The organism is Achromobacter sp. D7-1 (assembly GCF_059760445.1).
Window position 1 is genome coordinate 1 of sequence record NZ_JCBAMT010000111.1, and the last position, 19,721, is coordinate 19,721.

20 protein-coding genes are annotated in these 19,721 nt (G+C 66.8%); 14 read left to right on the forward strand and 6 right to left on the reverse strand.

From position 1 onward, the window contains the following. From AC6LKD_RS29790 to AC6LKD_RS29800, 3 genes are all read right to left on the reverse strand, one after another. The coding region (locus tag AC6LKD_RS29790) for an isocitrate lyase/phosphoenolpyruvate mutase family protein (RefSeq protein ID WP_498118270.1) at positions 1-516 on the reverse strand (516 nt) is incomplete at its 3' end. An 80-nt stretch (positions 517-596) separates the two neighbouring features. Beyond that, complete coding sequence (locus tag AC6LKD_RS29795; protein ID WP_013395430.1) at positions 597-1,145, reverse strand: hemerythrin domain-containing protein; 549 nt, start codon at positions 1,143-1,145, stop codon at positions 597-599. Positions 1,146-1,157: 12 nt separating this feature from the next. Further along, positions 1,158-2,318 carry a D-alanyl-D-alanine carboxypeptidase family protein gene (locus AC6LKD_RS29800; protein WP_498118272.1) on the reverse strand — a complete coding sequence of 387 codons (1,161 nt, stop codon included), beginning with the start codon at positions 2,316-2,318 and terminating at the stop codon, positions 1,158-1,160. A 308-nt stretch (positions 2,319-2,626) separates the two neighbouring features. On the opposite strand from AC6LKD_RS29800, the gene AC6LKD_RS29805 reads away from it, so the two are divergent. The 9 genes from AC6LKD_RS29805 (at position 2,627) to AC6LKD_RS29845 (ending at position 12,203) form a co-directional block, all read left to right on the forward strand. Then, the gene (locus tag AC6LKD_RS29805; protein WP_013395432.1) at positions 2,627-3,097 is read left to right on the forward strand and encodes an HU family DNA-binding protein; all 471 of its coding nucleotides are present in this window, start codon (positions 2,627-2,629) and stop codon (positions 3,095-3,097) included. Between the two features lie 151 nt (positions 3,098-3,248). Next, positions 3,249-3,761 (forward strand): MarR family winged helix-turn-helix transcriptional regulator, encoded by a 513-nt coding sequence (locus tag AC6LKD_RS29810; RefSeq protein WP_013395433.1) that lies wholly within the window; start codon positions 3,249-3,251, stop codon positions 3,759-3,761. Between the two features lie 43 nt (positions 3,762-3,804). Continuing rightward, a complete protein-coding gene (locus AC6LKD_RS29815) occupies positions 3,805-5,025 on the forward strand; it encodes an MFS transporter (protein WP_492277108.1) in 1,221 nt (406 codons plus the stop codon). Between the two features lie 84 nt (positions 5,026-5,109). Continuing rightward, a complete protein-coding gene (leuS, locus tag AC6LKD_RS29820) occupies positions 5,110-7,767 on the forward strand; it encodes a leucine--tRNA ligase (RefSeq protein ID WP_498118274.1) in 2,658 nt (885 codons plus the stop codon). A gap of 11 nt (positions 7,768-7,778) precedes the next feature. After that, positions 7,779-8,441, forward strand: a complete 663-nt coding sequence (locus AC6LKD_RS29825) for an LPS-assembly lipoprotein LptE (RefSeq protein ID WP_498118276.1) — start codon at positions 7,779-7,781, stop codon at positions 8,439-8,441. Next, positions 8,442-9,497: a DNA polymerase III subunit delta gene (gene holA / locus AC6LKD_RS29830; protein ID WP_207471573.1), complete on the forward strand. Its 1,056-nt coding sequence runs from the start codon at positions 8,442-8,444 to the stop codon at positions 9,495-9,497. 115 nt (positions 9,498-9,612) lie between these two features. After that, positions 9,613-10,893, forward strand: a complete 1,281-nt coding sequence (locus AC6LKD_RS29835; RefSeq protein WP_013395438.1) for a glutamate-5-semialdehyde dehydrogenase — start codon at positions 9,613-9,615, stop codon at positions 10,891-10,893. 139 nt (positions 10,894-11,032) lie between these two features. Then, positions 11,033-11,410 carry a hypothetical protein gene (locus tag AC6LKD_RS29840; RefSeq protein ID WP_013395439.1) on the forward strand — a complete coding sequence of 126 codons (378 nt, stop codon included), beginning with the start codon at positions 11,033-11,035 and terminating at the stop codon, positions 11,408-11,410. 4 nt (positions 11,411-11,414) lie between these two features. Then, entirely contained in the window at positions 11,415-12,203 is a 789-nt protein-coding gene (locus AC6LKD_RS29845) for a 2-keto-4-pentenoate hydratase (RefSeq protein WP_013395440.1), read from the forward strand. A gap of 50 nt (positions 12,204-12,253) precedes the next feature. On the opposite strand, the gene AC6LKD_RS29850 is transcribed toward AC6LKD_RS29845, so the two are convergent. Together AC6LKD_RS29850 and AC6LKD_RS29855 are read right to left on the reverse strand one after the other, a co-directional pair. Next, entirely contained in the window at positions 12,254-13,669 is a 1,416-nt protein-coding gene (locus tag AC6LKD_RS29850; protein ID WP_498118277.1) for an amidase family protein, read from the reverse strand. Positions 13,670-13,761: 92 nt separating this feature from the next. Next, entirely contained in the window at positions 13,762-14,631 is an 870-nt protein-coding gene (locus AC6LKD_RS29855) for a LysR family transcriptional regulator (RefSeq protein WP_041655984.1), read from the reverse strand. A 112-nt stretch (positions 14,632-14,743) separates the two neighbouring features. Between AC6LKD_RS29855 and AC6LKD_RS29860 the strand changes: the two genes are divergently transcribed. Beyond that, positions 14,744-16,144: an MFS transporter gene (locus AC6LKD_RS29860; RefSeq protein ID WP_498118279.1), complete on the forward strand. Its 1,401-nt coding sequence runs from the start codon at positions 14,744-14,746 to the stop codon at positions 16,142-16,144. 51 nt (positions 16,145-16,195) lie between these two features. On the opposite strand, the gene AC6LKD_RS29865 is transcribed toward AC6LKD_RS29860, so the two are convergent. Further along, positions 16,196-16,822: a hypothetical protein gene (locus AC6LKD_RS29865; RefSeq protein WP_498118281.1), complete on the reverse strand. Its 627-nt coding sequence runs from the start codon at positions 16,820-16,822 to the stop codon at positions 16,196-16,198. Positions 16,823-16,941: 119 nt separating this feature from the next. Here AC6LKD_RS29865 and AC6LKD_RS29870 point away from each other — a divergent pair, with 119 nt between their 5' ends. From AC6LKD_RS29870 to AC6LKD_RS29885, 4 genes are all read left to right on the forward strand, one after another. Beyond that, the gene (locus AC6LKD_RS29870) at positions 16,942-17,892 is read left to right on the forward strand and encodes a 3-hydroxyacyl-CoA dehydrogenase NAD-binding domain-containing protein (RefSeq protein ID WP_498118283.1); all 951 of its coding nucleotides are present in this window, start codon (positions 16,942-16,944) and stop codon (positions 17,890-17,892) included. 99 nt (positions 17,893-17,991) lie between these two features. Beyond that, entirely contained in the window at positions 17,992-18,264 is a 273-nt protein-coding gene (locus AC6LKD_RS29875) for a GNAT family N-acetyltransferase (RefSeq protein WP_498118285.1), read from the forward strand. Between the two features lie 21 nt (positions 18,265-18,285). Then, entirely contained in the window at positions 18,286-18,690 is a 405-nt protein-coding gene (locus AC6LKD_RS29880; RefSeq protein ID WP_498118286.1) for a YchJ family protein, read from the forward strand. 57 nt (positions 18,691-18,747) lie between these two features. Continuing rightward, complete coding sequence (locus AC6LKD_RS29885) at positions 18,748-19,488, forward strand: aldolase (RefSeq protein ID WP_498118288.1); 741 nt, start codon at positions 18,748-18,750, stop codon at positions 19,486-19,488. Positions 19,489-19,721 lie beyond the last annotated feature (233 nt).

The following is a 19,721-nucleotide window of genomic DNA, read 5'->3' on the forward strand; positions in this document are numbered from 1 at the left end:
GGCGCGGGCCAGCGCCTCCTGCTCGCCGGCGCCGGCGATCAGGGCCTCGGTCCGGGCGATGACGCAGAAATCCGCATCGCGGCGGGCGCCGCAGGCGGCTTCGATCTTGCCCTGGAACTCCTCGATACGCACCAATTCCTGCCTGCCGGAGGCGCGCAGGCTGGTGTCCTTGGGAAAGGTCTTGTCCTCCATCACCACCGCCGACACGCCGGCCGCTTCGTACTGCGGCACCATGTAGGAGACGTTGATCGCATTGCCGAATCCGGTGTCGATATCGGCAATGACGGGCGCGTCCACCGCGGCGGCGATCGCCCGCATCATCTCCAGGTGCTGCGATGGCGAAAGAATATTGGCATCGGGCACCGCGTGGCTGGCCGACAGCTCGAAGCCGCTGCCCCAGATGGCGTCGAACCCGGCCTCGGCCGCCAGCCTGGCGGACAACGGGTTATGCGCCGACATGGCATGCATCAAGACGGGGTCCTGCAATTTCTGGCGGAAACAGGCGTTTCTGTTCATGGCGGGGGCGTAGGCGCAAACCCGGCGCGCCGCGCGCCGGCTGCGGCCATCGTAGCGCCAATCCCGGCGCGGCCGGAGCCTCAGCCGGCTTCGCCGCCGCGCCGCGCCTTCATGGCCTGCCCGATGGCGGCCAAGGCATCGTCCGGAATCAGCCGCGCCGCCATCGGCAGCAACTCGCTCTCTTCGCGCTGGATATGCGCGGCGTAGGCCTCGATGAAATCCTGGATCTGGCGCACGGGCAGATCGGCCTGGCGGCCCGCCGCGATCTCGGCAAGCGCCTGGCGCAAGGGCTCCCAGCGCTGCGCCAGTTGCCGGTGTTCGGCGACCAGGCCGTCCACCAGCGCATGCAGACAGACGGCGTCGGATCCGGCCATGGACTCGATCAGGGCGGGGAACAGGTCCTCTTCCTCGTCCTCGTGATGGTGCGCGGCCGCGGTATCGAAATAGCGCAGGACGCTGGCCGCCGCGGTCTGGGCCGCCGCGTCGCTGCCGTGCACCGGCAGGTGTCCGGCCAGGCGCCCCAGCGTGGCGCACTGGCGGGAAATGCGGCCATGGCAGGCCGACAGCAGGGCCAGCGGATCATCGGCTCCCGGCGCCGGGGCCGGACCTCCAGGAAAGCTCACCGCCATCACACACCTCCGTTATCCGGCGTGGCCACGCCACCACAAGCGGATGGAATCCCACGCGCGCCCCGCGAATCCCGCCTCGGCCACCGGTTCCAGCGCCACCACGGGAAACTGCATGGCGGGCTTGCCGTCCACCAGCACGCGCACCGCGCCCACCGGGGACTGGGCCGCGATCGGCGCGATCAGCGGATCCTGCGGCGTCCACACCGGCTCGACCTTGGCGCCCGCAGGCACCGTCACGTACGCATCGCGCGCGAATCCGGCTTTCAGGCTGTCCTGCTCGCCCTTCCAGACCTCGGGCGTGGCGACGGCCTGGCCGCGCGCGTACAGCTTGATGGTATTGAACCCCTGAAAGCCCCACTCCAGCAACTCGCGGCTTTCCTGCGTGCGCAGCTTGTCCGAGGCCGTGCCCACCACCACCGTGATCAGGCGGCGTTGATCGGCGCCATTGGGCCGCTGCGCGGTGGCGACGATGCAGTAGCCGGCCGATTCCGTGTGCCCGGTCTTCAGGCCGTCCACGCTGGGATCCAGCCAAAGCAGGCGGTTGCGGTTGGGCTGCGTAATCTTGTTGAAGGTGAACTGCTTGGCCGAGTCGTAGGTCTTGTAGAGCTGCGGATAGTCGCGGATGAAGCGCGTGGCCAGGATGGAGAGATCGCTGGCGGTGGAGTAGGTCTCCGGATCCGGCAGGCCGTGCGGGCTGGCGAAACGCGTGGCGTGCAGGCCCAGCCTTGCGGCGGTGTCGTTCATCCGCGCCACGAAGGCCTCGACGCTGCCCGACACCGCCTCGGCCAGCGCGATGGCGGCGTCGTTGCCCGACTGGATCATCAGGCCGCGCAGCAGGTCGTCCACCGACACCTTCGAGCCAGGCTCCAGGAACATCTTCGAGCTGCCCGCCGGCACCTTCCAGGCGCGGGTCGACACCGTGACCAGCTGCGTCGCCGACAGCTCTTTCTTGCTGAGAGCCTCGAACACCACATAGGCCGTCATGATCTTGGTCAGGGACGCGGGCTCGATCCGCGTCGTCGCCGCGTGCGACGCGATCACCTGTCCGCTGGTCTCGTCCAGCAGCAGCCAGGCTTTGGCCGACAAGGCCGGAGCAGGCACCGTCTGCGCCATGGCTCCCGACATGCACGCGGCCGCGACGATCAGGCTCGCCGCCAACTTCTTCATCAACATATGGCTTGCCTCACTTCCATGCTTGGGTTTTTCCCGCGCGGGCCTCGCGCAGGGCACGCAATTGGAACATGTCCGGCGCGGTTGGTTCAGTACCGCAGACATCTGAAAAAATGCGCGATGAATGTCACGACATCTTGCGAGGACCCTTCTACAAAGCACTTTCTGTGTCGAAAACAACAAACAAGGGCCAAAAACCCGCTAGAAAACCGCATTAACCGCCACTCTTCCGCTATCATCGGCCGCGTAGCGTTAAACGCCGATATCCGGCGCGCGCGCTGCTCCATGTCCTCAACATACGGATTTTGACCATGGCCACGAAAGCAAAAGCTCCTGCCAAGAAAGTCACCAAGCCCGCCGTCAAGGCGCCCGCAAAGAAGGCAACCGCCGCAAAAACCGCTGTGAAGCCCGCTGCCAAGCCGGCCGTCAAGAAGGTCGTCGCCGCCAAGAAGGTCGCTGCTGCCCCCAAGGCCATCAAGGCTGCTCTGAACAAGACCCAGCTGATCGCCTACATCGTTGAGCAATCCGGCGTTGAAGCCAAGTCGGTCAAGGCCGTCCTGGCCAGCCTGGAAACCTCGGTGCTGAGCTCCGTGGACAAGAAGGGCGCTGGCGAATTCACGCTGCCCGGCCTGTTCAAGGTTGCCGTGCAGAAGGTTCCCGCCAAGGCCAAGCGCTTCGGCAAGGATCCGTTCACCGGTGAAGAGCGCTGGTTCCCCGCCAAGCCGGCTTCGGTCAAGGTGAAGGTTCGCCCGCTCAAGAAGCTGAAGGACGCCGCGCAGTAATTCGCGCGTAGTTCCGGTCAAGCCGGAAGGGCCCGCTTCGCAAGAGGCGGGCCCTTCTTTTTTGCCGCGGCGCTTGCCGCACGCATGGCGTTCTCATCCGAATTTATCTTCATGTTAAGATACTTCACGTAAAAATAAACGCCGTCTATCCATGAATGACCTTGTCGATCTGGTGATCTCGCAATGGACCCGCGAATGCCCAGCCCAGGACTTCGCCGCCATGTCCGTCGTCACCCGCGTGTTCCGCCTGAACGCGCTGGCCGCGCGCAACGTTAACCGCAGCTTCCGCAATTACGACCTGCACCAGGGCGAATTCGACGTGCTGGCCACGCTGTACCGCAGCGGCGCCCCCTATGCGCTGAATCCGCAGAAGCTGGTGGAGGCTCTGCTGCTGACCTCCGGCGCGATGACCAACCGGCTCGATCGCCTGGAACAGGCCGGCCTGCTCACGCGCAGCCCCAACCCGGAAGACCGGCGCGGCGTCATCGTGTCGCTCACGGCCGAGGGCCTGCGCGTCATCAAGCTGGTGTTGAAGGACTATCTGAAAGACCTCAATGAACTGCTCGAGCCCCTGTCCGCCAGCGAGCGCAAGCAGCTTGCCGGCCTGCTCAAGAAGCTGCTGATCAAGCAAGACCAGGACACGCCCGGCGGCATCGGCACCTGAACCGAGCCCCCCTTTCCGCAGCCGCCCTCCCCGATTCAGATCCATGACTTCCGCTTCCCAGTCCTCCCAGACGCCGGCGCTGACGGCGCCCATCATCCTGCTGATGTCGGTGGCCACCGGCCTCGCGGTCGCCAGCAACTACTACGCCCAACCGCTGCTGCACACCATCAGCGAGCAATTCTCGCTGTCCACCGCCACGGCCGGCACTATCGTCACCACCGCGCAGCTGAGCTACGCCCTGGGCCTGATGCTGCTGGTGCCGCTGGGCGACATGTTCGAACGCCGCGGCCTGGTCGTGCTGATGAGTCTGCTGTCTTCGGTCGGCCTGCTGATTTCCGCCTTCGCCCCCAACATTACCGTGCTGATCCTGGGCACCGCGCTGACCGGCATGCTGTCCGTGGTGGCGCAGATCCTGGTGCCCTTCGCCGCAACGCTGGCCGCGCCCCACGAACGGGGCAAGGCCGTGGGCACGGTCATGAGCGGCCTGCTTCTGGGCATCCTGCTGGCCCGCACCGTCGCGGGCGCGCTCGCTGACGTGGGCAGTTGGCGCACGGTGTACTGGGTCGCCGCCATCCTGACGCTGGGCATGTCCGCCGCCCTGTGGCGCCTGCTGCCGCGCCACCAGAGTCCGGCCGGGCTGAGCTACCCGCGCCTCCTGGGCTCGATCCTGCGCATGTTCATCGAGGAACCGCTGTTCCGCGCCCGTTCGCTGCTGGGCGGGCTGCTGTTCGCGGCCTTCAGCATGTTGTGGACGCCCCTGACCTTCCTGCTGGCCAGCCCGCCTTACCAATACAGCAACACCACCATCGGCCTGTTCGGCCTGGCGGGCGCCGCCGGCGCCTACGCCGCCAACCGCTTCGGCCGTATGGCAGACCGGGGCATGGGCAACCTGGCCACCCGCGTCGGGCTGCTGTTGCTGCTGGGCTCGTGGGGACTGATGGCGTTCGGCGAGGTATCGGTGCTGGCCCTGCTGGCCGGCATCCTGATACAGGACCTGGCGATCCAGGGCGTGCACGTCACCAACACCAGCTCCCTCTACCGCCTGCGCCCCGAGGCGCGCAGCCGGCTGACCGCGGGCTACATGACCAGCTACTTCATCGGCGGCGCATCCGGTTCGCTGGTATCGTCCTGGCTGTACGCCCATTTTGGCTGGCCCGGCGTGGTCACGGCGGGCGCCGTCCTCGGGGTGATTACGCTGGCTTATGGCGCCCTGGCGCCTAGTGCGCGCATCCCGGAAACGGCTCCGTCCCCTGCCCGCGCCTAGCACCTCCTATAATCAGGGGTTTTGACCGCCTCCGCGCCCGCGCGGCGAGGCGGCTCACCTTTTTTTGCCACCGTGCACGAGCCCATGCAGGAACGTTACCTTCCCACTACCGTCGAAGCAGCCGCCCACCAAGACTGGCAGACCCGCGACGTCTATCTGGTCCATGAACACGCCAAGAACGCCGACGGCTCCGAAAAGCCGAAGTTCTACGCCTGCTCCATGCTGCCCTACCCCAGCGGCAAGCTGCACATGGGCCACGTGCGCAACTACACCATCAACGACATGATGGCGCGCCAGCTGCGCATGCGCGGCTACAACGTCCTGATGCCCATGGGCTGGGACGCCTTCGGCATGCCGGCGGAAAACGCCGCCATCAAGTCCAAGGTGCCGCCGGCGAAGTGGACGTACGACAACATCGCCTACATGAAGAAGCAGATGAAGGCGATGGGCCTGGCGATCGACTGGTCGCGCGAAATGTGCGCCTGCGATCCCCAGTACTACAAGTGGAACCAGTGGCTGTTCCTCAAGATGCTGGAAAAGGGCGTGGCCTACCGCAAGACCCAGGTCGTCAACTGGGATCCGGTGGACCAGACCGTGCTGGCCAATGAACAGGTCATCGACGGCCGCGGCTGGCGCTCGGGCGCCCTGGTCGAGAAGCGCGAGATCCCCGGCTACTACCTGCGCATCACTGATTACGCCGACGAACTGCTGGGCGCGGTCCAGAACGACCTGCCAGGCTGGCCCGAGCGCGTGCGCCTGATGCAGGAAAACTGGATCGGCAAATCCGAGGGCCTGCGCTTCGCCTTCCCGCACCAGATCGCCGGCCAGGACGGCCAGCTGATCCAGGACGGCAAGCTGTACGTCTTCACCACCCGCGCCGACACCATCATGGGCGTGACCTTCTGCGCCGTGGCGCCGGAGCACCCCCTGGCCACGCAGGCCGCCCTGTCCAATCCACAGCTGGCCGCGTTCATCGAACAATGCAAGCTGGGCGGCACGACCGAGGCCGAAATGGCCACGCGCGAAAAGGAAGGCATGCCCACGGGCCTCTTCGTCACGCACCCGGTCACGGGCGCCGAGGTCGAGGTCTGGGTCGGCAACTACGTGCTCATGAGCTACGGCGACGGCGCCGTCATGGGCGTGCCGGCGCATGACGAGCGTGATTTCGCCTTCGCCAGGAAGTACCAGCTGCCCATCGTCCAGGTCGTGGACGTGGCCGGCAAGGAATACTCCACCAACGCCTGGCAGGAGTGGTACGGCGACAAGCAGGCCGGCCGCACCATCAATTCGGGCAAGTACGACGGCCTCTCGCACAAGGAAGCGGTCGACGCCATCGCCGTCGACCTGGGCGCGCAAGGCCTGGGCGAAAAGCAGACCACCTGGCGCCTGCGCGACTGGGGCATCTCGCGCCAGCGCTATTGGGGCACCCCGATACCCATCATCCATTGCGCGGATTGCGGTCCGGTCCCGGTTCCGGAAAAAGACCTGCCGGTGGTCCTGCCCGACGACCTCATCCCGGACGGCAGCGGCAATCCGCTGACCAAGAACGAGGCCTTCCTGTCCTGCGCCTGCCCCAATTGCGGCAAGCCGGCGCGCCGCGAGACGGACACGATGGACACCTTCGTGGATTCGTCCTGGTATTTCATGCGCTACACCTCGCCGGGCAACAACAATGCCATGGTCGACGCGCGCAATGACTACTGGATGCCGATGGACCAGTACATCGGCGGCATCGAACACGCGGTGCTCCACCTGCTGTACGCCCGCTTCTGGACCAAGGTCATGCGCGACATGGGCTTGCTCAACTTCGACGAACCCTTCACCAAGCTGCTGTGCCAGGGCATGGTGCTGAACCATATCTACTCGCGCAAGACGCCCCAGGGCGGCATCGAGTATTTCTGGCCTGAAGACGTCGAAAACGTCTACGACGACCGCGGCGCCATTGTCGGCGCCAAGCTGAAGTCGGACGGCTCCGCCATCACCTACGGCGGCGTGGGCACCATGTCCAAGTCCAAGAACAACGGCGTCGATCCGCAATCGCTGATCGACACGCTGGGCGCGGACACGGCCCGCCTGTTCGTCATGTTCGCCAGCCCGCCGGAACAGACCCTCGAATGGTCCGACTCCGGCGTCGAAGGCTCCAACCGCTTCCTGCGCCGCCTCTGGTCCATCAGCTACGGCCAGCGTGAAGCCATCGCGCGCGGTCTGGCCCATGGAGCCGACTGGTCGCAGGCGCCGGCCCCGGTCAAGGATCTGCGCCGCGAAGTCTATGGCCTGCTCAAGCAAGCCGACTACGACTACCAGCGCATCCAGTACAACACCGTCGTGTCCGCGTGCATGAAGATGCTCAACGCCATCGACGATGCCAAGCTGCCGGAAGGCGCGCCCGCGGACGCCGCCTACGCCGAAACGCTGGGCGTGCTGCTGCGCGTGCTGTACCCGGTGGTGCCGCACATCACCTGGCACCTGTGGCGCGACCTGGGCTACGCCCACGAGCTGGGCGACCTGCTCGACGCGCCCTGGCCGCACGTGGACGAAGCGGCGCTGGTCGCCGACGAGATCGAGCTGATGCTCCAGGTCAACGGCAAGCTGCGCGGCTCCATCCGCGTGGCCGCCAAGGCCGCCAAGGAAGACATCGAAAAGCTCGCGGCATCCCAGGAAGAGGTCGCCCGCTTCCTGGAAGGCCGTCCGCCCAAGCGCGTCATCGTGGTTCCGGGCAAACTGGTCAATGTCGTAGGCTGATGAGGTCAAGCATGCACTTCGCCGGGCAACAAACGCATTCCCCCCGCCAGTCCTGGCTGCTGCGCAGCGCCTGCCTGGCGCTGTTCATGCTGCTTTCCGCTTGCGGCTTCGCTTTGCGGGGAGTCACTCCGATGCCGTTCGAGACACTGTATGTCGGCATTCCCGACACCACGCAGTTCGGTGCCGATGTGCGCCGCGCGCTGCGCGCGGCGTCTCCGGACACGAAGCTCGTGGGAAGTGCCAAGGAGGCCCAAGCCATCCTGCAACAGGTCAACGAGGCCCGTACTTTGCGTGAAGTCTCGTTGAACGCCCAAGGCCGCGTAGAAGAGTACGAACTCGGCATCAACTACACTTTCCGACTTATCGACGCCAAGGGTCGCGCCCTGATCCCAGATACGACACTGTCGATCTACCGCGAAATGCCTTACGACGACCAGGTCGTGCAGGCCAAGCAAGGCCAGATCGAAACGCTGTACAAGACTATGCAGCGCGACCTCGTGTCCCGCCTGCTGCGCCGCATGACCGCGCCGGAAGTGCGCAAGGCGTTCGAGAACGCCGAACAGCGCGCCGAAGACGGCGAGACCCCGCTGTACGATCCAACCATGCCGGAACAGCAGCGCACGCCCGCGCAGTGGCAGACGCCGTCCACCACCGACCCGGCCATCCTGCGCTAAATGGCACAGCCCCTGGACGCGGATCGCCTGGCCGAGCATTTGCAGCGGCCAGGCAACCGCCTGGCGCCGCTCTATACGGTGTCCGGCGACGAACCGCTGCTCGTGACCGAGGCCGTGGACGCCCTGCGCGCCGCAGCCCGCAACGCGGGCTACAGCGAGCGCCTGTCCATGGTCATGGACGCGCGCAGCGACTGGAGTTCGGTCACCGCCGCCACCCAGAGCGTGTCGCTGTTCGGCGACCGCCGCATACTTGAAATCAAGATCCCGACCGGCAAGCCCGGCAAGTCCGGCGCCGACACCCTGGCCAAGCTGGCCGAACAGGCCGAAAAGCAGGCGGATCCGGACACGCTCGTCCTGATCGCCCTGCCCCGCCTGGACAAGGCCACCCGCGAAAGCCGCTGGGTGCAGGCGCTGAACCGCGGCGGCATGATGGTCGACATCGCCAACATCGAGCGCGGCCGCCTGCCCGCCTGGGTCGGCATGCGCCTGGCGCGCCAGAACCAGCGCGCCGACAGCGCCACGCTGCAATGGATGGCGGACAAAGTGGAAGGCAATCTGCTGGCCGCCCACCAGGAAATCCAGAAGCTGGGCCTGCTCTACCCCGAAGGCCAACTGGCCGCGGAAGACGTCGAACGAGCGGTGCTGAACGTGGCGCGCTATGACGTCTTCGGCTTGCGCGACGCCATGCTCGCCGGCGACATCGGCCGCACCATCCGCATGATCGACGGCCTGCGCGCCGAAGGCGAAGCCCTGCCGCTGGTGCTATGGGCGGTCGGCGAGGAAATCCGCCTGCTGGCCCGCGTCGCGGAAGCCCGCGCCCTGGGTCAGGACGTCAACGGCCTGATGCGCCGCCTGCGCATCTTCGGCGCGCACGAGCGCCTGGCGTTGCAGGCGCTAGGCCGCGTGCAGCCAAACGTGTGGCCCGCTGCCGTGCAGCACGCTCATGAGGTCGACCGCCTGATCAAGGGCCTGTCCGTGCCTGGGCGCCTGTCCGATCCCTGGGAAGAAATGACGCGGCTCGCGTTGCGCGTCGCCGCCGCCGGCGGACGACCGTGAAGGCGGCATAGCCGCCGCCTTCGCATTCCCTTCCGGCCCTCCCGCTGGAACTCGCCCGGTCTGACGCCCGGATATAAACTGAATCTCCAGGCGGCGCCCGCGCCGCCCCACTTTCATGATCGACGCCGCCATGTCCTCGTCCTCCATCGAACACGCCATGCTCACCCTGGGCGAAAACGCCCGCCGCGCCTCGCGCGCCATGATGCGCGCCAATGGCGCCGCCAAAAACCAGGCGCTGCTGGCCATGGCCGACGCCCTGGCCGCCAGCCACGACGAACTCAAGGCCGCCAACGAGAAAGACCTGGCGGCGGCGCGCAGCAACGGCCTGGAGCCGGCCCTGCTGGACCGCCTGACCCTGTCGGACAAGACGCTGGCGCACATGGCGGAAGGCCTGCGCCAGATCGCCGCCCTGCCGGATCCCATCGGCAGCATCACCGCCACCAGCGTGCGCCCCAACGGCATGCGCGTGGCGCAGATGCGCGTGCCGCTGGGCGTGATCGGCATCATCTATGAATCGCGTCCCAACGTGACCATAGACGCGGCCGCGCTGTGCCTGAAGTCCGGTAACGCCGCCATCCTGCGCGGCGGCAGCGAAGCCCTCCATTCCAATATCGCGCTGGGCCGCGTGGTACAGACCGGCCTGGCCGCCGCGGGCCTGCCGCAGGACGCGGTGCAGGTCGTCGCCACGGCCGACCGGGCCGCGGTCGGCAAGCTCATCACCATGACCGAGCACATCGACGTCATCGTGCCGCGCGGCGGCAAGGGCCTGATCGCCCGCCTGTCGCAAGAAGCGCGCGTGCCGCTCATCAAGCACCTGGACGGCAACTGCCACGTCTACATCGACGCGGCGGCGGATCCGGACAAGGCGCACGCCATCGCCTTCAACGCCAAGACCTATCGCTACGGCATCTGCGGCGCCATGGAAACCCTGCTGGTCGACGCGGTGGCGGCCGTTTCCATCCTGCCCAGCCTGGCTGCGGCGCTCACCGAGCACGGCGTCGAGCTGCGCGGCTGCCCGCGCACGCTGGCCCTGCTGCCGCATGCCAAGCCCGCCACGGAAGAAGACTGGGCCACGGAATACCTGGGCCCCATCCTGGCCGTGCGCATCGTCGACACGCTGGACGACGCCATCGAGCACATCGCGCGCTGGGGCTCCGGCCATACCGATGCCATCGTCACCGAGGACCTGTCCGCCGCGCAGCGCTTCCAGCGCGAAGTCGATTCCAGCTCGGTGTACGTCAACCTGCCGACCTGCTTCGCCGACGGCTTCGAGTACGGCCTGGGCGCCGAAATCGGCATCTCGACCAACCGCCTGCATGCACGTGGTCCGGTCGGCCTGGAGGGCCTGACCACGCTGAAATGGGTGCTGAGCGGCGAAGGCCAGGTGCGCGGCTGACCCTGGACGCTACGGCGCGCGAAGCCTGACGCGGCCCTGAACACGGGGCCGCGGCAAGCCTTTTACAATACGGTCGGCAATTTTCCGCACGCTTTCCTATCATCCGAACGCGGCACACCGCGTCTTCCCGAGATCCCCCATGTACTCACCCGCCATGGCCATGGCCTTCAGCCTCTTCCTGCTCTGCTTCATCACCTGCACGCTTTGCGGCATCGTGCTGTTCTTCAAGCGCAAGCAGATCAACGCCAAGCTGAAGCACCCGTATCTGCAGCACCGCCCGTTCAATCAGTATCCGCTCGCGATCCAGGCGTCCATCATGCTGGACTATTTCTTCCGCCTGATGTTTCCCGACACGCGTTTCTGGCTGATCGGCAACGCCAACGATCTGCTTCCGCACGTCGATCCGAAGAAGACCCCGCTGGCCCTGAAGTGGCCCATCGTCGGCTTCTGGGGTTCTTGCTGGCTCGGCCTGATCGCCATGATCGTCCTCTGGATCATGTTGTTTGTAGGGGCTTGAGCGCATGCAGATCAAAATCGAAGACTATCCCGGCAGCCTTGATGCGGCGCGCTACCTGATCGCCGCGCGCGTATCCGGCGTCGCCGGCCCGCGCCTGCCCGCCGACTGCCGTCCGCAATCGCTGAACCAGGCCTTCGCCGTGCAGCAACGCACCGCGCAACTGCTGCTTGAGAACCATCAGGACGATATCGGCGCCTGGAAGAGCGCCTTGCCCACGCCCGAGAAAAGCGTGGTCGCGCCAATCTACGCCTCGACCGTCGCCTACGCCGAAGCCGGTCCGGTCGCGGCCCGGACCGCAACGGTGCGCATCGAACCCGAGATCGCGTTCGAAATCGCCCGGGACCTGCCCGCCCGCCCCCAGCCCTACAGCGAAGCCGAGGTGGACGCGGCCATCGGCAGCGCGCGCCTGGCGCTGGAGGTGCTGGGCTGCCGCTATGCCGCCCCGGAACACGCCAGCCTGCCCGAACTGCTGGCCGACCATATGTTCAACCAGGGTCTGGTACTGGGTCCGCGCATCGCCTCGCCGCATGACGCGCCCGGCAGCATGAGCATTACGCTGGCCGTGGACGGCGTCGAAACCGAGCAGCATGCGGGCATCCACCCGAACGACCGCCCCAAGGCGGGGCTGTACTGGCTGGCCAACTTCCTGCGCGAACAAGGCCTGGGGCTGCGCGCCGGCCAGCACGTCATCACCGGTTCCTATGCCGGATTCCTGGACGTGCCCGCCAACCGCGACCTGGAACTCGCCTACGGCGACCTCGGCATCCTGCGCCTGCGCTTCAGCAACCCCTAGCGCCTCGCGCCCGTGCCGACACTGTGCGGTCCGGGCCGACCAGCGCCACGCTAGCGGGCCGCAGGCTCGGCAATATCGATGGGGGCTCCGCCCGCCTCGATGATTTCGCCCACGTCCAGGCACAAATCCTCGCGGTAGCGCCCCGCCACTACCTGCACGCCGATCGGGCTGGCGCCCGCGCCGCTCATGGCGCTGCCCATCGCCACCGACAGGCCCGGCAAGCCCATGAACGGCACGCCGATCTGCGTCATCTGCGCGCGCCAGACGCGGGCGTAGGCCGCATCGCCCTGCAGGTCCAGCTTGTCCGGGAAAGGCAGCTCGGCCGACACGGGAAGCAGCAGCACCGGATATTCCGCGAAGAACAGTTCCCACATGCGCGTCAGTGTGGCGCGCCGCGTCAGCGTCGCCGAAAAACTGGCGAGATCGGCGCCGGCAGCCTTGTCGCGCTGGCCGGCCAACGCAACAAGAGCGCCACGGTCTCCCTCTTTTTCCGCGGCTGCGACCATCGCCTCGTAACCATCAGCCAGCCACATGCGGATCTGCAGATCCGCGGCCTCCTGCATCGGCGGCACCGCGTCCAGCGTGTCCACCGTCCAGCCTGCCTCGCTGAGCCGGCGCGCGGCCTCCTGCAAGGCCTTGACCACGGCGGGCTGGGTATCCATTCCGTCAGGATTCAGGCACAGCGCCGCCCGGCGCGGCGCCTCGGGCCCCGCCAGCGGAGCCGGCACCCACCACGGATCGCGCGGATCCCGCGCAGCCAGCGCGGCCAGGCCCAGTCTCAGGTCGGCGATGCTGCGCCCCAGCGGGCCGGACACCGCAGTCAGTTGCCCGCCGATGGAGCGCTCCGGCAAGGCCGCGTTGTATGCCGCCACGCGCCCCAGCGACGGCCGCAGGCCGTGCACACCGCAGGCGTAGGCCGGATAGCGGATGGAGCCGGCGATATCCGTGCCATGCGCCAGATGTCCGATGCCGGCCGCCACCGCGGCGGCCGCGCCGCCCGACGAGCCGCCGGGCGTAAGCGCCGGATTGCGCGGGTTCAGCGTGTCGCCATGCAGCGCGTTGCCAGTGAACCAGCGCAAGGAAAACGCGGGCGTGTTGGTGCGCCCCAGTATCACGGCGCCCGCGCGCCGCAAATTGTCCACGACCGGGCTGTTCTCGGCCGCGATCACATCCTGCTGCAGGCGTACGCCGTTGGTCGTGGCGTAGCCCGCCTGATCGACGTTGACCTTCACGGTGACGGGCACGCCGGCCAGCGGTCCCGCATCCTCGCCGCGCGCAAGCATGGCATCCACTTGCGCGGCTTGGGCCAGCACATCTTCCGGCCTATGGTCCACCACCGCATTGATCGCGGGATTGACGGCATCCAGCCGCCCCAACGCGCTTTGCGCGGCCTCGCGGGCGGACACTTCACGCTTGCGGATGCGGGCGGCAAGCTCAACTGCGGACAAACGCCAAAGATCGGACACGCGCGACTCCTGAGTCATGGTTGCGTTGATGGGTCAGGCCAACCTTAGCGCCAGCCGCGTCCGCCCACAAGCCGCCGCGCCCCGGCCTGCGCCTACTGGTCCTCTTCGAAGACCTCGACGATGGCGTCGGCCACGGCGCGCACGCGGGCCGTGCGGTTCAGGTCGCCGTGCATCACCAGCCATAGATCGTAGGGTTCGCTGCGGGCAGGCCAGATGCGCACCAGATCCGGGTACTGGGGCGCCATGTGCGTGGGCACCTGGCCTATGCCCAGGCCCGCCGCGACGGCCTCGATGATCATCAGGCCGGAATTCAACTCGACACCCATGCGTCCGTTGCCCGTGGGCTCGCCGCAGAAGGTATCGGACCAGCCCGGCAGCACCGCCTGCTGGTAGGTCACCAGGGTATGCCCCGCGAAGGCCGTACCCAGCCGCGGTTCGCCATGCGCCTCCAGGTAGGCCTTCGAGGCATACAGCCCGACCTCCTTGCGCGCCAGATGCCGGTGGATCAGGTCGGGATTGTCCGGCCTGATGTTGCGGATCGCCAGATCCGCCTCGCGGCGCGTCAGGTTGCTGAGCTGGATCGCCGTGGACAGCGTGACGCGGATGTCGGGATGGTGGGCATGCACGCGCCGGACCGCCTCCATGACGTAGTAGGTGGCGACGGTTTCCGAGGTCGCCACGCGGACCACGCCCGACAGCCGGTGGTCCAGTCCCTGCATCTGGCGCTGCAACTGATCCGCCGCCTGCTCCATGCGCTCCGCCGCCGCGAACGCCAGCTCACCCGCCGCCGTGGGGACATATCCGCCCGGGGTGCGCAGGAATAGCCGCGCGTCCAGCGAGGCTTCCAGCGCCGCCAGCCTGCGCCCGGCCGTGGCCTGGTCGACCTGCAGCAGCGCCGCCGCGCCGCGTAGCGTGCCGACCCGATAGATGGCCAGGAAGATCCTGGCGTTGTCCCAGTCCATGACAGCCTTCTTCAGATGCATTTTTGCATGACTATAAAGCAATTATTCGGCTTTTTTGCATCATTCAAAGCGCCTAAGCTGCAGTCCTCGAAAGCCGCCGCATGCCTCAATCATGAACTCCGCCTGTCCCCATATCCCGGCCCCCTCGCTGGACACGAAGCCAGCCGCCGCTGGTCTGCTGCCGCTCGTCACGCTGGCCATCGGCTTCGTCATGGCCATGCTGGACGTGACCGTCGTCAACGTCGCCCTACCCAGCATCGCGGTCCAGTTCACCGTGCCACTGACGGATCTGGTCTGGATCGTGGACGGCTACACGCTTACCTTCGCGGCCCTGCTGCTGGTGGCCGGGGCGCTAGCCGACCGCTATGGCGCCAAGACGGTCTATCTAGCCGGCATGGGCGTCTTCACCCTGGCGTCCCTGCTTTGCGGACTGGCGCCGAATGCCGACCTGCTGATCCTGGCCCGCATGCTGCAAGGCCTGGGCGCGGCCCTGTTCATGCCCAGTTCCCTCAGCCTGCTGACCCATGCCTACGACGACGAGCAGGTGCGCAACCGCATGCTGGCAGCCTGGTCCGCCATCGTGGCGGTGGCAGGCGCCGCCGGCCCGCTGCTGGGCGGCGTGCTGATCCACCAATTCGGCTGGCGCGGGATATTTCTCATCAACATCCCGCTGGGACTGGCCGGCTTGTGGCTGGCGCGGCGCCGCATCCAGGCCGCGCCGCGCCGGCCGCGCGCGCTCAATCCGCTGAGCCATCTGCTGGGCGTGATCGCCCTGTCGTCGCTGTGCTTCGTACTGATCCAGGGCAATGCCTATGGCTGGTCTTCCAGCCTCATCCTGGGCATGGTTGCCCTCTGCCTGGCCGCCGCCGCGCTGCTGGTGCGGCGCGAGCGCCGCCACGCCGAGCCCATCATCCCGCGCGCCCTGTTCGCGACCGCGCAATTCGCGGCCGCCAACGGCGTGGGCTTTCTGATCAATCTTGCCTCCTACGGCCAGCTTTTCCTGCTCAGTCTGTTCCTGCAACAGGCGCGCGGCACGGACGCCTTGCAGACGGGGCTGCAACTGGTGCCGATGCTGGCGGTATTCTCCATCGGCAACCTGATGTCGGGCCGGATCTCGGCGCGCTGGAACGTCTCGACGGCGCTGCTAGGCGGATTGTCGCTGGCCGCCATCATGAGCAGCATGGGCACTTTCGCTTTCTCGCCGGACATGGACTACTGGCCGTTTGCCGTCGCCGTCGCGCTGTCCAATCTGGGCGTGGGCATCGCCGTACCCGCCATGACCAGCGTGGTCATGCAGGTTTCGGGCAAGAGCCACGCGAACAGCGCCGCCGCGGCGCTGAACGCCAACCGCCAATCCGGCGCCCTGGTCGGGGTCGCACTGATGGGTACCATCCTGCATCTGCTGCCGGACTGGCACGCCAGCCTGCCTGCGGCCTACTGCATCATCGGCGCAAGCTATCTGGCTGCGGTTGCGCTGGTGTGGCGGCATCTGCGCCGCGCCCGCAACGCCTGAACTCCAGCACGAAGGCAGGCGCGGAAATCAGGCCGGCTGCGCTCGCCTCGTTCAAGCGGCCGCGAGTATGGCCACGCCGCGCCCCGCGAAGAATTCCTCGAAAACGGCCAGCGGCAATTCGACATCGGCCTGCGTGCCGGGCTCGCCCGAGGGATTGTGGAAGGTCACCGCGTACGGCGTTGCGCGGGTCACCAGTACCAGGTGTCCGCCTTTCCTGGGCGGTTGCCGCTCGGGCCAGCGTATCCAGGGATGCACGGAGGCCATGAAGTAGGCGGCCTGCGACATCAAGCCAGGCAGTTCTTCCGCGCGCAGATCGACATGCACGCGCGCCGCCAGGCCGAATACCTCGTCCACATAGCGCACGAACGGCGCGTAGATCATGCCTTTGATCTGCTCGCCTTCCACGGTATAGGCGCCATAAGACAAGCTGCCCCGCGCCAGCTCCAGCGTGGGGTAATGCCGCCCGTCGCGTGCCGCCAGCACCATCTTCAGGCAGGCCATGCCGCAAACGTGGCTGGCCCAGCGCCCATACTCGTCCGCATCACGCGCGCCCGAGCCGCGCCACGCAGGATCATCGACCAGGGCCAGCTTGCCCTGGATGATCTCGCTGGCCAGGTGCGCCGACTCCCATTGGCAAAAGTAGGGCACGGCGGATCGATGGGCTGGGGTCGCGTTCATGCAAGGCTCCTGGTTTCCGGAGGCGGAAGGGAGCCGCTATCTTGCCCGTGCCGCCTGCGCGTGGCAACGGGCCGGCGTTTGCTTCACAATGCTTCTATCCGCGCTCACAGGAGACCCGCATGTCCAGCACCGCCACGTCCAACCCGCCCGCCATCCGCCGAGTCGCCATCATCGGCGCCGGCACCATAGGCGCCAGTTGGGCCGCGTTGTTCCTCGCTCGCGGCCTCGAGGTCGTCGTCAGCGACCCGGCCGCCGACGCCGAGGCGCTGACTCGCGCCCGCGTGCAGGCCGCATGGCCCGTGCTGACAGAGCTCGGGCACGTGCTGCCCCACGCCTCGGCCGAGGCCCTGCGCTTCGAGCCGGACCTGGAGGCCGCGCTGGCCGGCGTGGACTTCGTGCAGGAAAACGCGCCCGAGCGCGAAGACTTCAAAACCGCGCTCTTCGCGCGCATGGACGCCGCGCTCCCTGCGCACGTCATCGTGGCGTCGAGCTCGTCCGGCCTCATCATGAGCCGCCTGCAATCGCAGTGCCGCCATGCCTCGCGCTTCGTCATCGGGCATCCGTTCAATCCGCCGCACCTGATCCCGCTGGTCGAGGTGGTAGGCGGCACCCAGACCTCCGCCGACACCATCGACCGCTGCATCGCCTTCTACCGCAGCCTGGGCAAATACCCCATCCGCCTGAACAAGGAAGTGCCGGGTCACATCGCCAACCGCCTGCAGGCGGCCCTGTGGCGCGAAGCGATACACCTGGCGGCCGAGAACGTGGCCAGCGTCGCCGACATCGATGCCGCCGTATCGCAAGGCCCCGGCCTGCGCTGGGCGTTGTTCGGTCCGCACATGACCTTCAATCTGGGCGGCGGCGCGGGCGGCCTGGCCAATTTCATGGACCACCTGCTGGGTCCGGTACAAACCTGGTGGGACGACCTGGGAGCACCCGAGGTCACTCCCGAGCTGCGGCAGCGCCTGATCGAAGGCGTCAACGCCGAAGCAGGCCAGCGCAGCATCGCCGACCTGGTCCAGACTCGCGACGCCCAGCTCACCGCGCTGCTCAAAGCGCTGCAACGCTGACGCGGCAGCAGTCAATGGCAGCAACACGAGGCGAATGCGCCCCATAGTCCATCAAGCCGGCTGACAGTAGCCGGCCATTCCATCGCAGGATTCCTCCGCATGATCTCCGTAACGCATGAAACCGCCCATTCCCGCTACACCGCCACCGTTGATGGCGTCTTGTGCGTGCTCGACTACCAGCTACAAGGCAACACCATGGCCATCACGCACACCGGCGTGCCCAGCCAGGTAGGCGGCCGCGGCATCGCCGCTGCGTTGACCAAGTACGCGCTGGACGACGCGCGCACCCGGGGCTGGAAGGTGCGGCCCTTGTGCTCGTACGCCGACGCCTATGTCCGCCGGCACCCCGAATACAGCGATCTGCTGGCCTGAGCGGCTTCGGCGTTTCGTACCGTGACCAAGCCATCCAAGCTCCCGGCAGCAGCCTGTCCCTGCGGCGGCCCCAAGCCTTATTCCGAATGCTGTGGCCGCTGGCATGAAGGGCCGCAGGCGATGCAGGCACCCACCGCCGAGGCGCTGATGCGCTCGCGCTACAGCGCCTTCGTGCTGGACAAGTTGCCCTATCTGTTGGCGACCTGGCACCCGAGTACCCGCCCCGCGTCTCTCGATCCCAATCCGCCCGACCTGAAATGGCTGGGACTGGCAATCAAGCAAACCGGCAGCCAGGACCCTGAGCACGCAACCGTGGAGTTCGTTGCCCGCAGCCGCCAGGCCGGCCGCGCCCATCGCCTGCATGAACTCAGCCGCTTCGTGCGCGAAGGCGGACTATGGTTCTACGTGGACGGCGACCTGTACTGACCATCCCCGACACTCCCGGACCGCGCCTTTCCCAACCCAAATACTCCAAAAACAGACATGAACCACGATCCTCGCCACGCCGAAGCGCTCTTTCACTCTGAAGCCGTCGCGGCATTGCGCGCCGACCTCGCGCTCGCATTGCGGGCGGCGGCAGCGCATGGCCTGGGGGAAGGCGTCTGCAATCACTTCAGCGTGGCCCTGCCAGGAGACTCGGAGCATTTCCTGCTCAACCCCCGCGGGCTGATGTGGCATGAAGTGCAGGCGGATGACATCGTGCTGATCGATGCTCAGGGCAACAAGCTTGCGGGCCGCCATGCGGTCGAACCCACGGCCATGTTCATCCATGCCGCCATCCACCGCATCGCCGGCAAAGCCTGTGTGCTGCATACGCATATGCCTTACGCCACGGCCCTGACGCTCACCTCGGATCGCGCGCTCGATACCACGCTGTCCCAGAATGCCATGCGCTTTCATGGTCGCCTGGCCATTGATGAGCACTACAACGGCCTGGCCCTGGACGTAAGCGAAGGCGAACGCATCGCTCACGCGATGCAGGGCGCTGATGTGGTTTTCCTTGGCAACCATGGCGTCGTCGTCTGCGGCGAACGGCTGGATTACGCCTACGACGACCTGTTTTTCCTGGAACGCGCCTGTACCGCCCAGGTGCTGGCGCAATCCACCGGGCGCCCGCTGGTGCCGGTCAATCCCGAACTCGCGGCCAAGGTTGCGGCACAAGTGCAAAGCGAACGGCTGCAATCCGAATTGTTCTTCGCTGCCTTGCGGCGCCAATTGCCCTAGCCGCTCTTAACGGCGCGTCCAAAACAAAACCCCTCACAGGAGCATCCTGCGAGGGGTTTTTCATTGGGGTTTGCGGAACCTGCGAAGCGCATTCTCAGCGCGGCGCCACAAAGACAAAACCCCACAGGGGTTACCTGTGGGGTTCTGCGGAATAAAAGCTTGACGATGACCTACTTTCACAGACGTCCGTCCACTATCATCGGCGCAAAGTCGTTTCACTGTCCTGTTCGGGA

Coding starts and splice junctions, on each gene's coding strand:
- AC6LKD_RS29835 (WP_013395438.1), top strand. CDS start 9,613: ATGATCGACGCCGCCATGTCCTCGTCCTCCATCGAACACGCCATGCTC.
- AC6LKD_RS29875 (WP_498118285.1), top strand. CDS start 17,992: ATGATCTCCGTAACGCATGAAACCGCCCATTCCCGCTACACCGCCACC.
- AC6LKD_RS29840 (WP_013395439.1), top strand. CDS start 11,033: ATGTACTCACCCGCCATGGCCATGGCCTTCAGCCTCTTCCTGCTCTGC.
- AC6LKD_RS29855 (WP_041655984.1), bottom strand. CDS start 14,631: ATGGACTGGGACAACGCCAGGATCTTCCTGGCCATCTATCGGGTCGGC.
- AC6LKD_RS29860 (WP_498118279.1), top strand. CDS start 14,744: ATGAACTCCGCCTGTCCCCATATCCCGGCCCCCTCGCTGGACACGAAG.
- AC6LKD_RS29865 (WP_498118281.1), bottom strand. CDS start 16,822: ATGAACGCGACCCCAGCCCATCGATCCGCCGTGCCCTACTTTTGCCAA.
- AC6LKD_RS29815 (WP_492277108.1), top strand. CDS start 3,805: ATGACTTCCGCTTCCCAGTCCTCCCAGACGCCGGCGCTGACGGCGCCC.
- AC6LKD_RS29795 (WP_013395430.1), bottom strand. CDS start 1,145: ATGGCGGTGAGCTTTCCTGGAGGTCCGGCCCCGGCGCCGGGAGCCGAT.
- leuS (WP_498118274.1), top strand. CDS start 5,110: ATGCAGGAACGTTACCTTCCCACTACCGTCGAAGCAGCCGCCCACCAA.
- AC6LKD_RS29810 (WP_013395433.1), top strand. CDS start 3,249: ATGAATGACCTTGTCGATCTGGTGATCTCGCAATGGACCCGCGAATGC.
- AC6LKD_RS29845 (WP_013395440.1), top strand. CDS start 11,415: ATGCAGATCAAAATCGAAGACTATCCCGGCAGCCTTGATGCGGCGCGC.
- AC6LKD_RS29825 (WP_498118276.1), top strand. CDS start 7,779: ATGCACTTCGCCGGGCAACAAACGCATTCCCCCCGCCAGTCCTGGCTG.
- AC6LKD_RS29800 (WP_498118272.1), bottom strand. CDS start 2,318: ATGTTGATGAAGAAGTTGGCGGCGAGCCTGATCGTCGCGGCCGCGTGC.
- AC6LKD_RS29805 (WP_013395432.1), top strand. CDS start 2,627: ATGGCCACGAAAGCAAAAGCTCCTGCCAAGAAAGTCACCAAGCCCGCC.
- AC6LKD_RS29885 (WP_498118288.1), top strand. CDS start 18,748: ATGAACCACGATCCTCGCCACGCCGAAGCGCTCTTTCACTCTGAAGCC.
- holA (WP_207471573.1), top strand. CDS start 8,442: ATGGCACAGCCCCTGGACGCGGATCGCCTGGCCGAGCATTTGCAGCGG.
- AC6LKD_RS29870 (WP_498118283.1), top strand. CDS start 16,942: ATGTCCAGCACCGCCACGTCCAACCCGCCCGCCATCCGCCGAGTCGCC.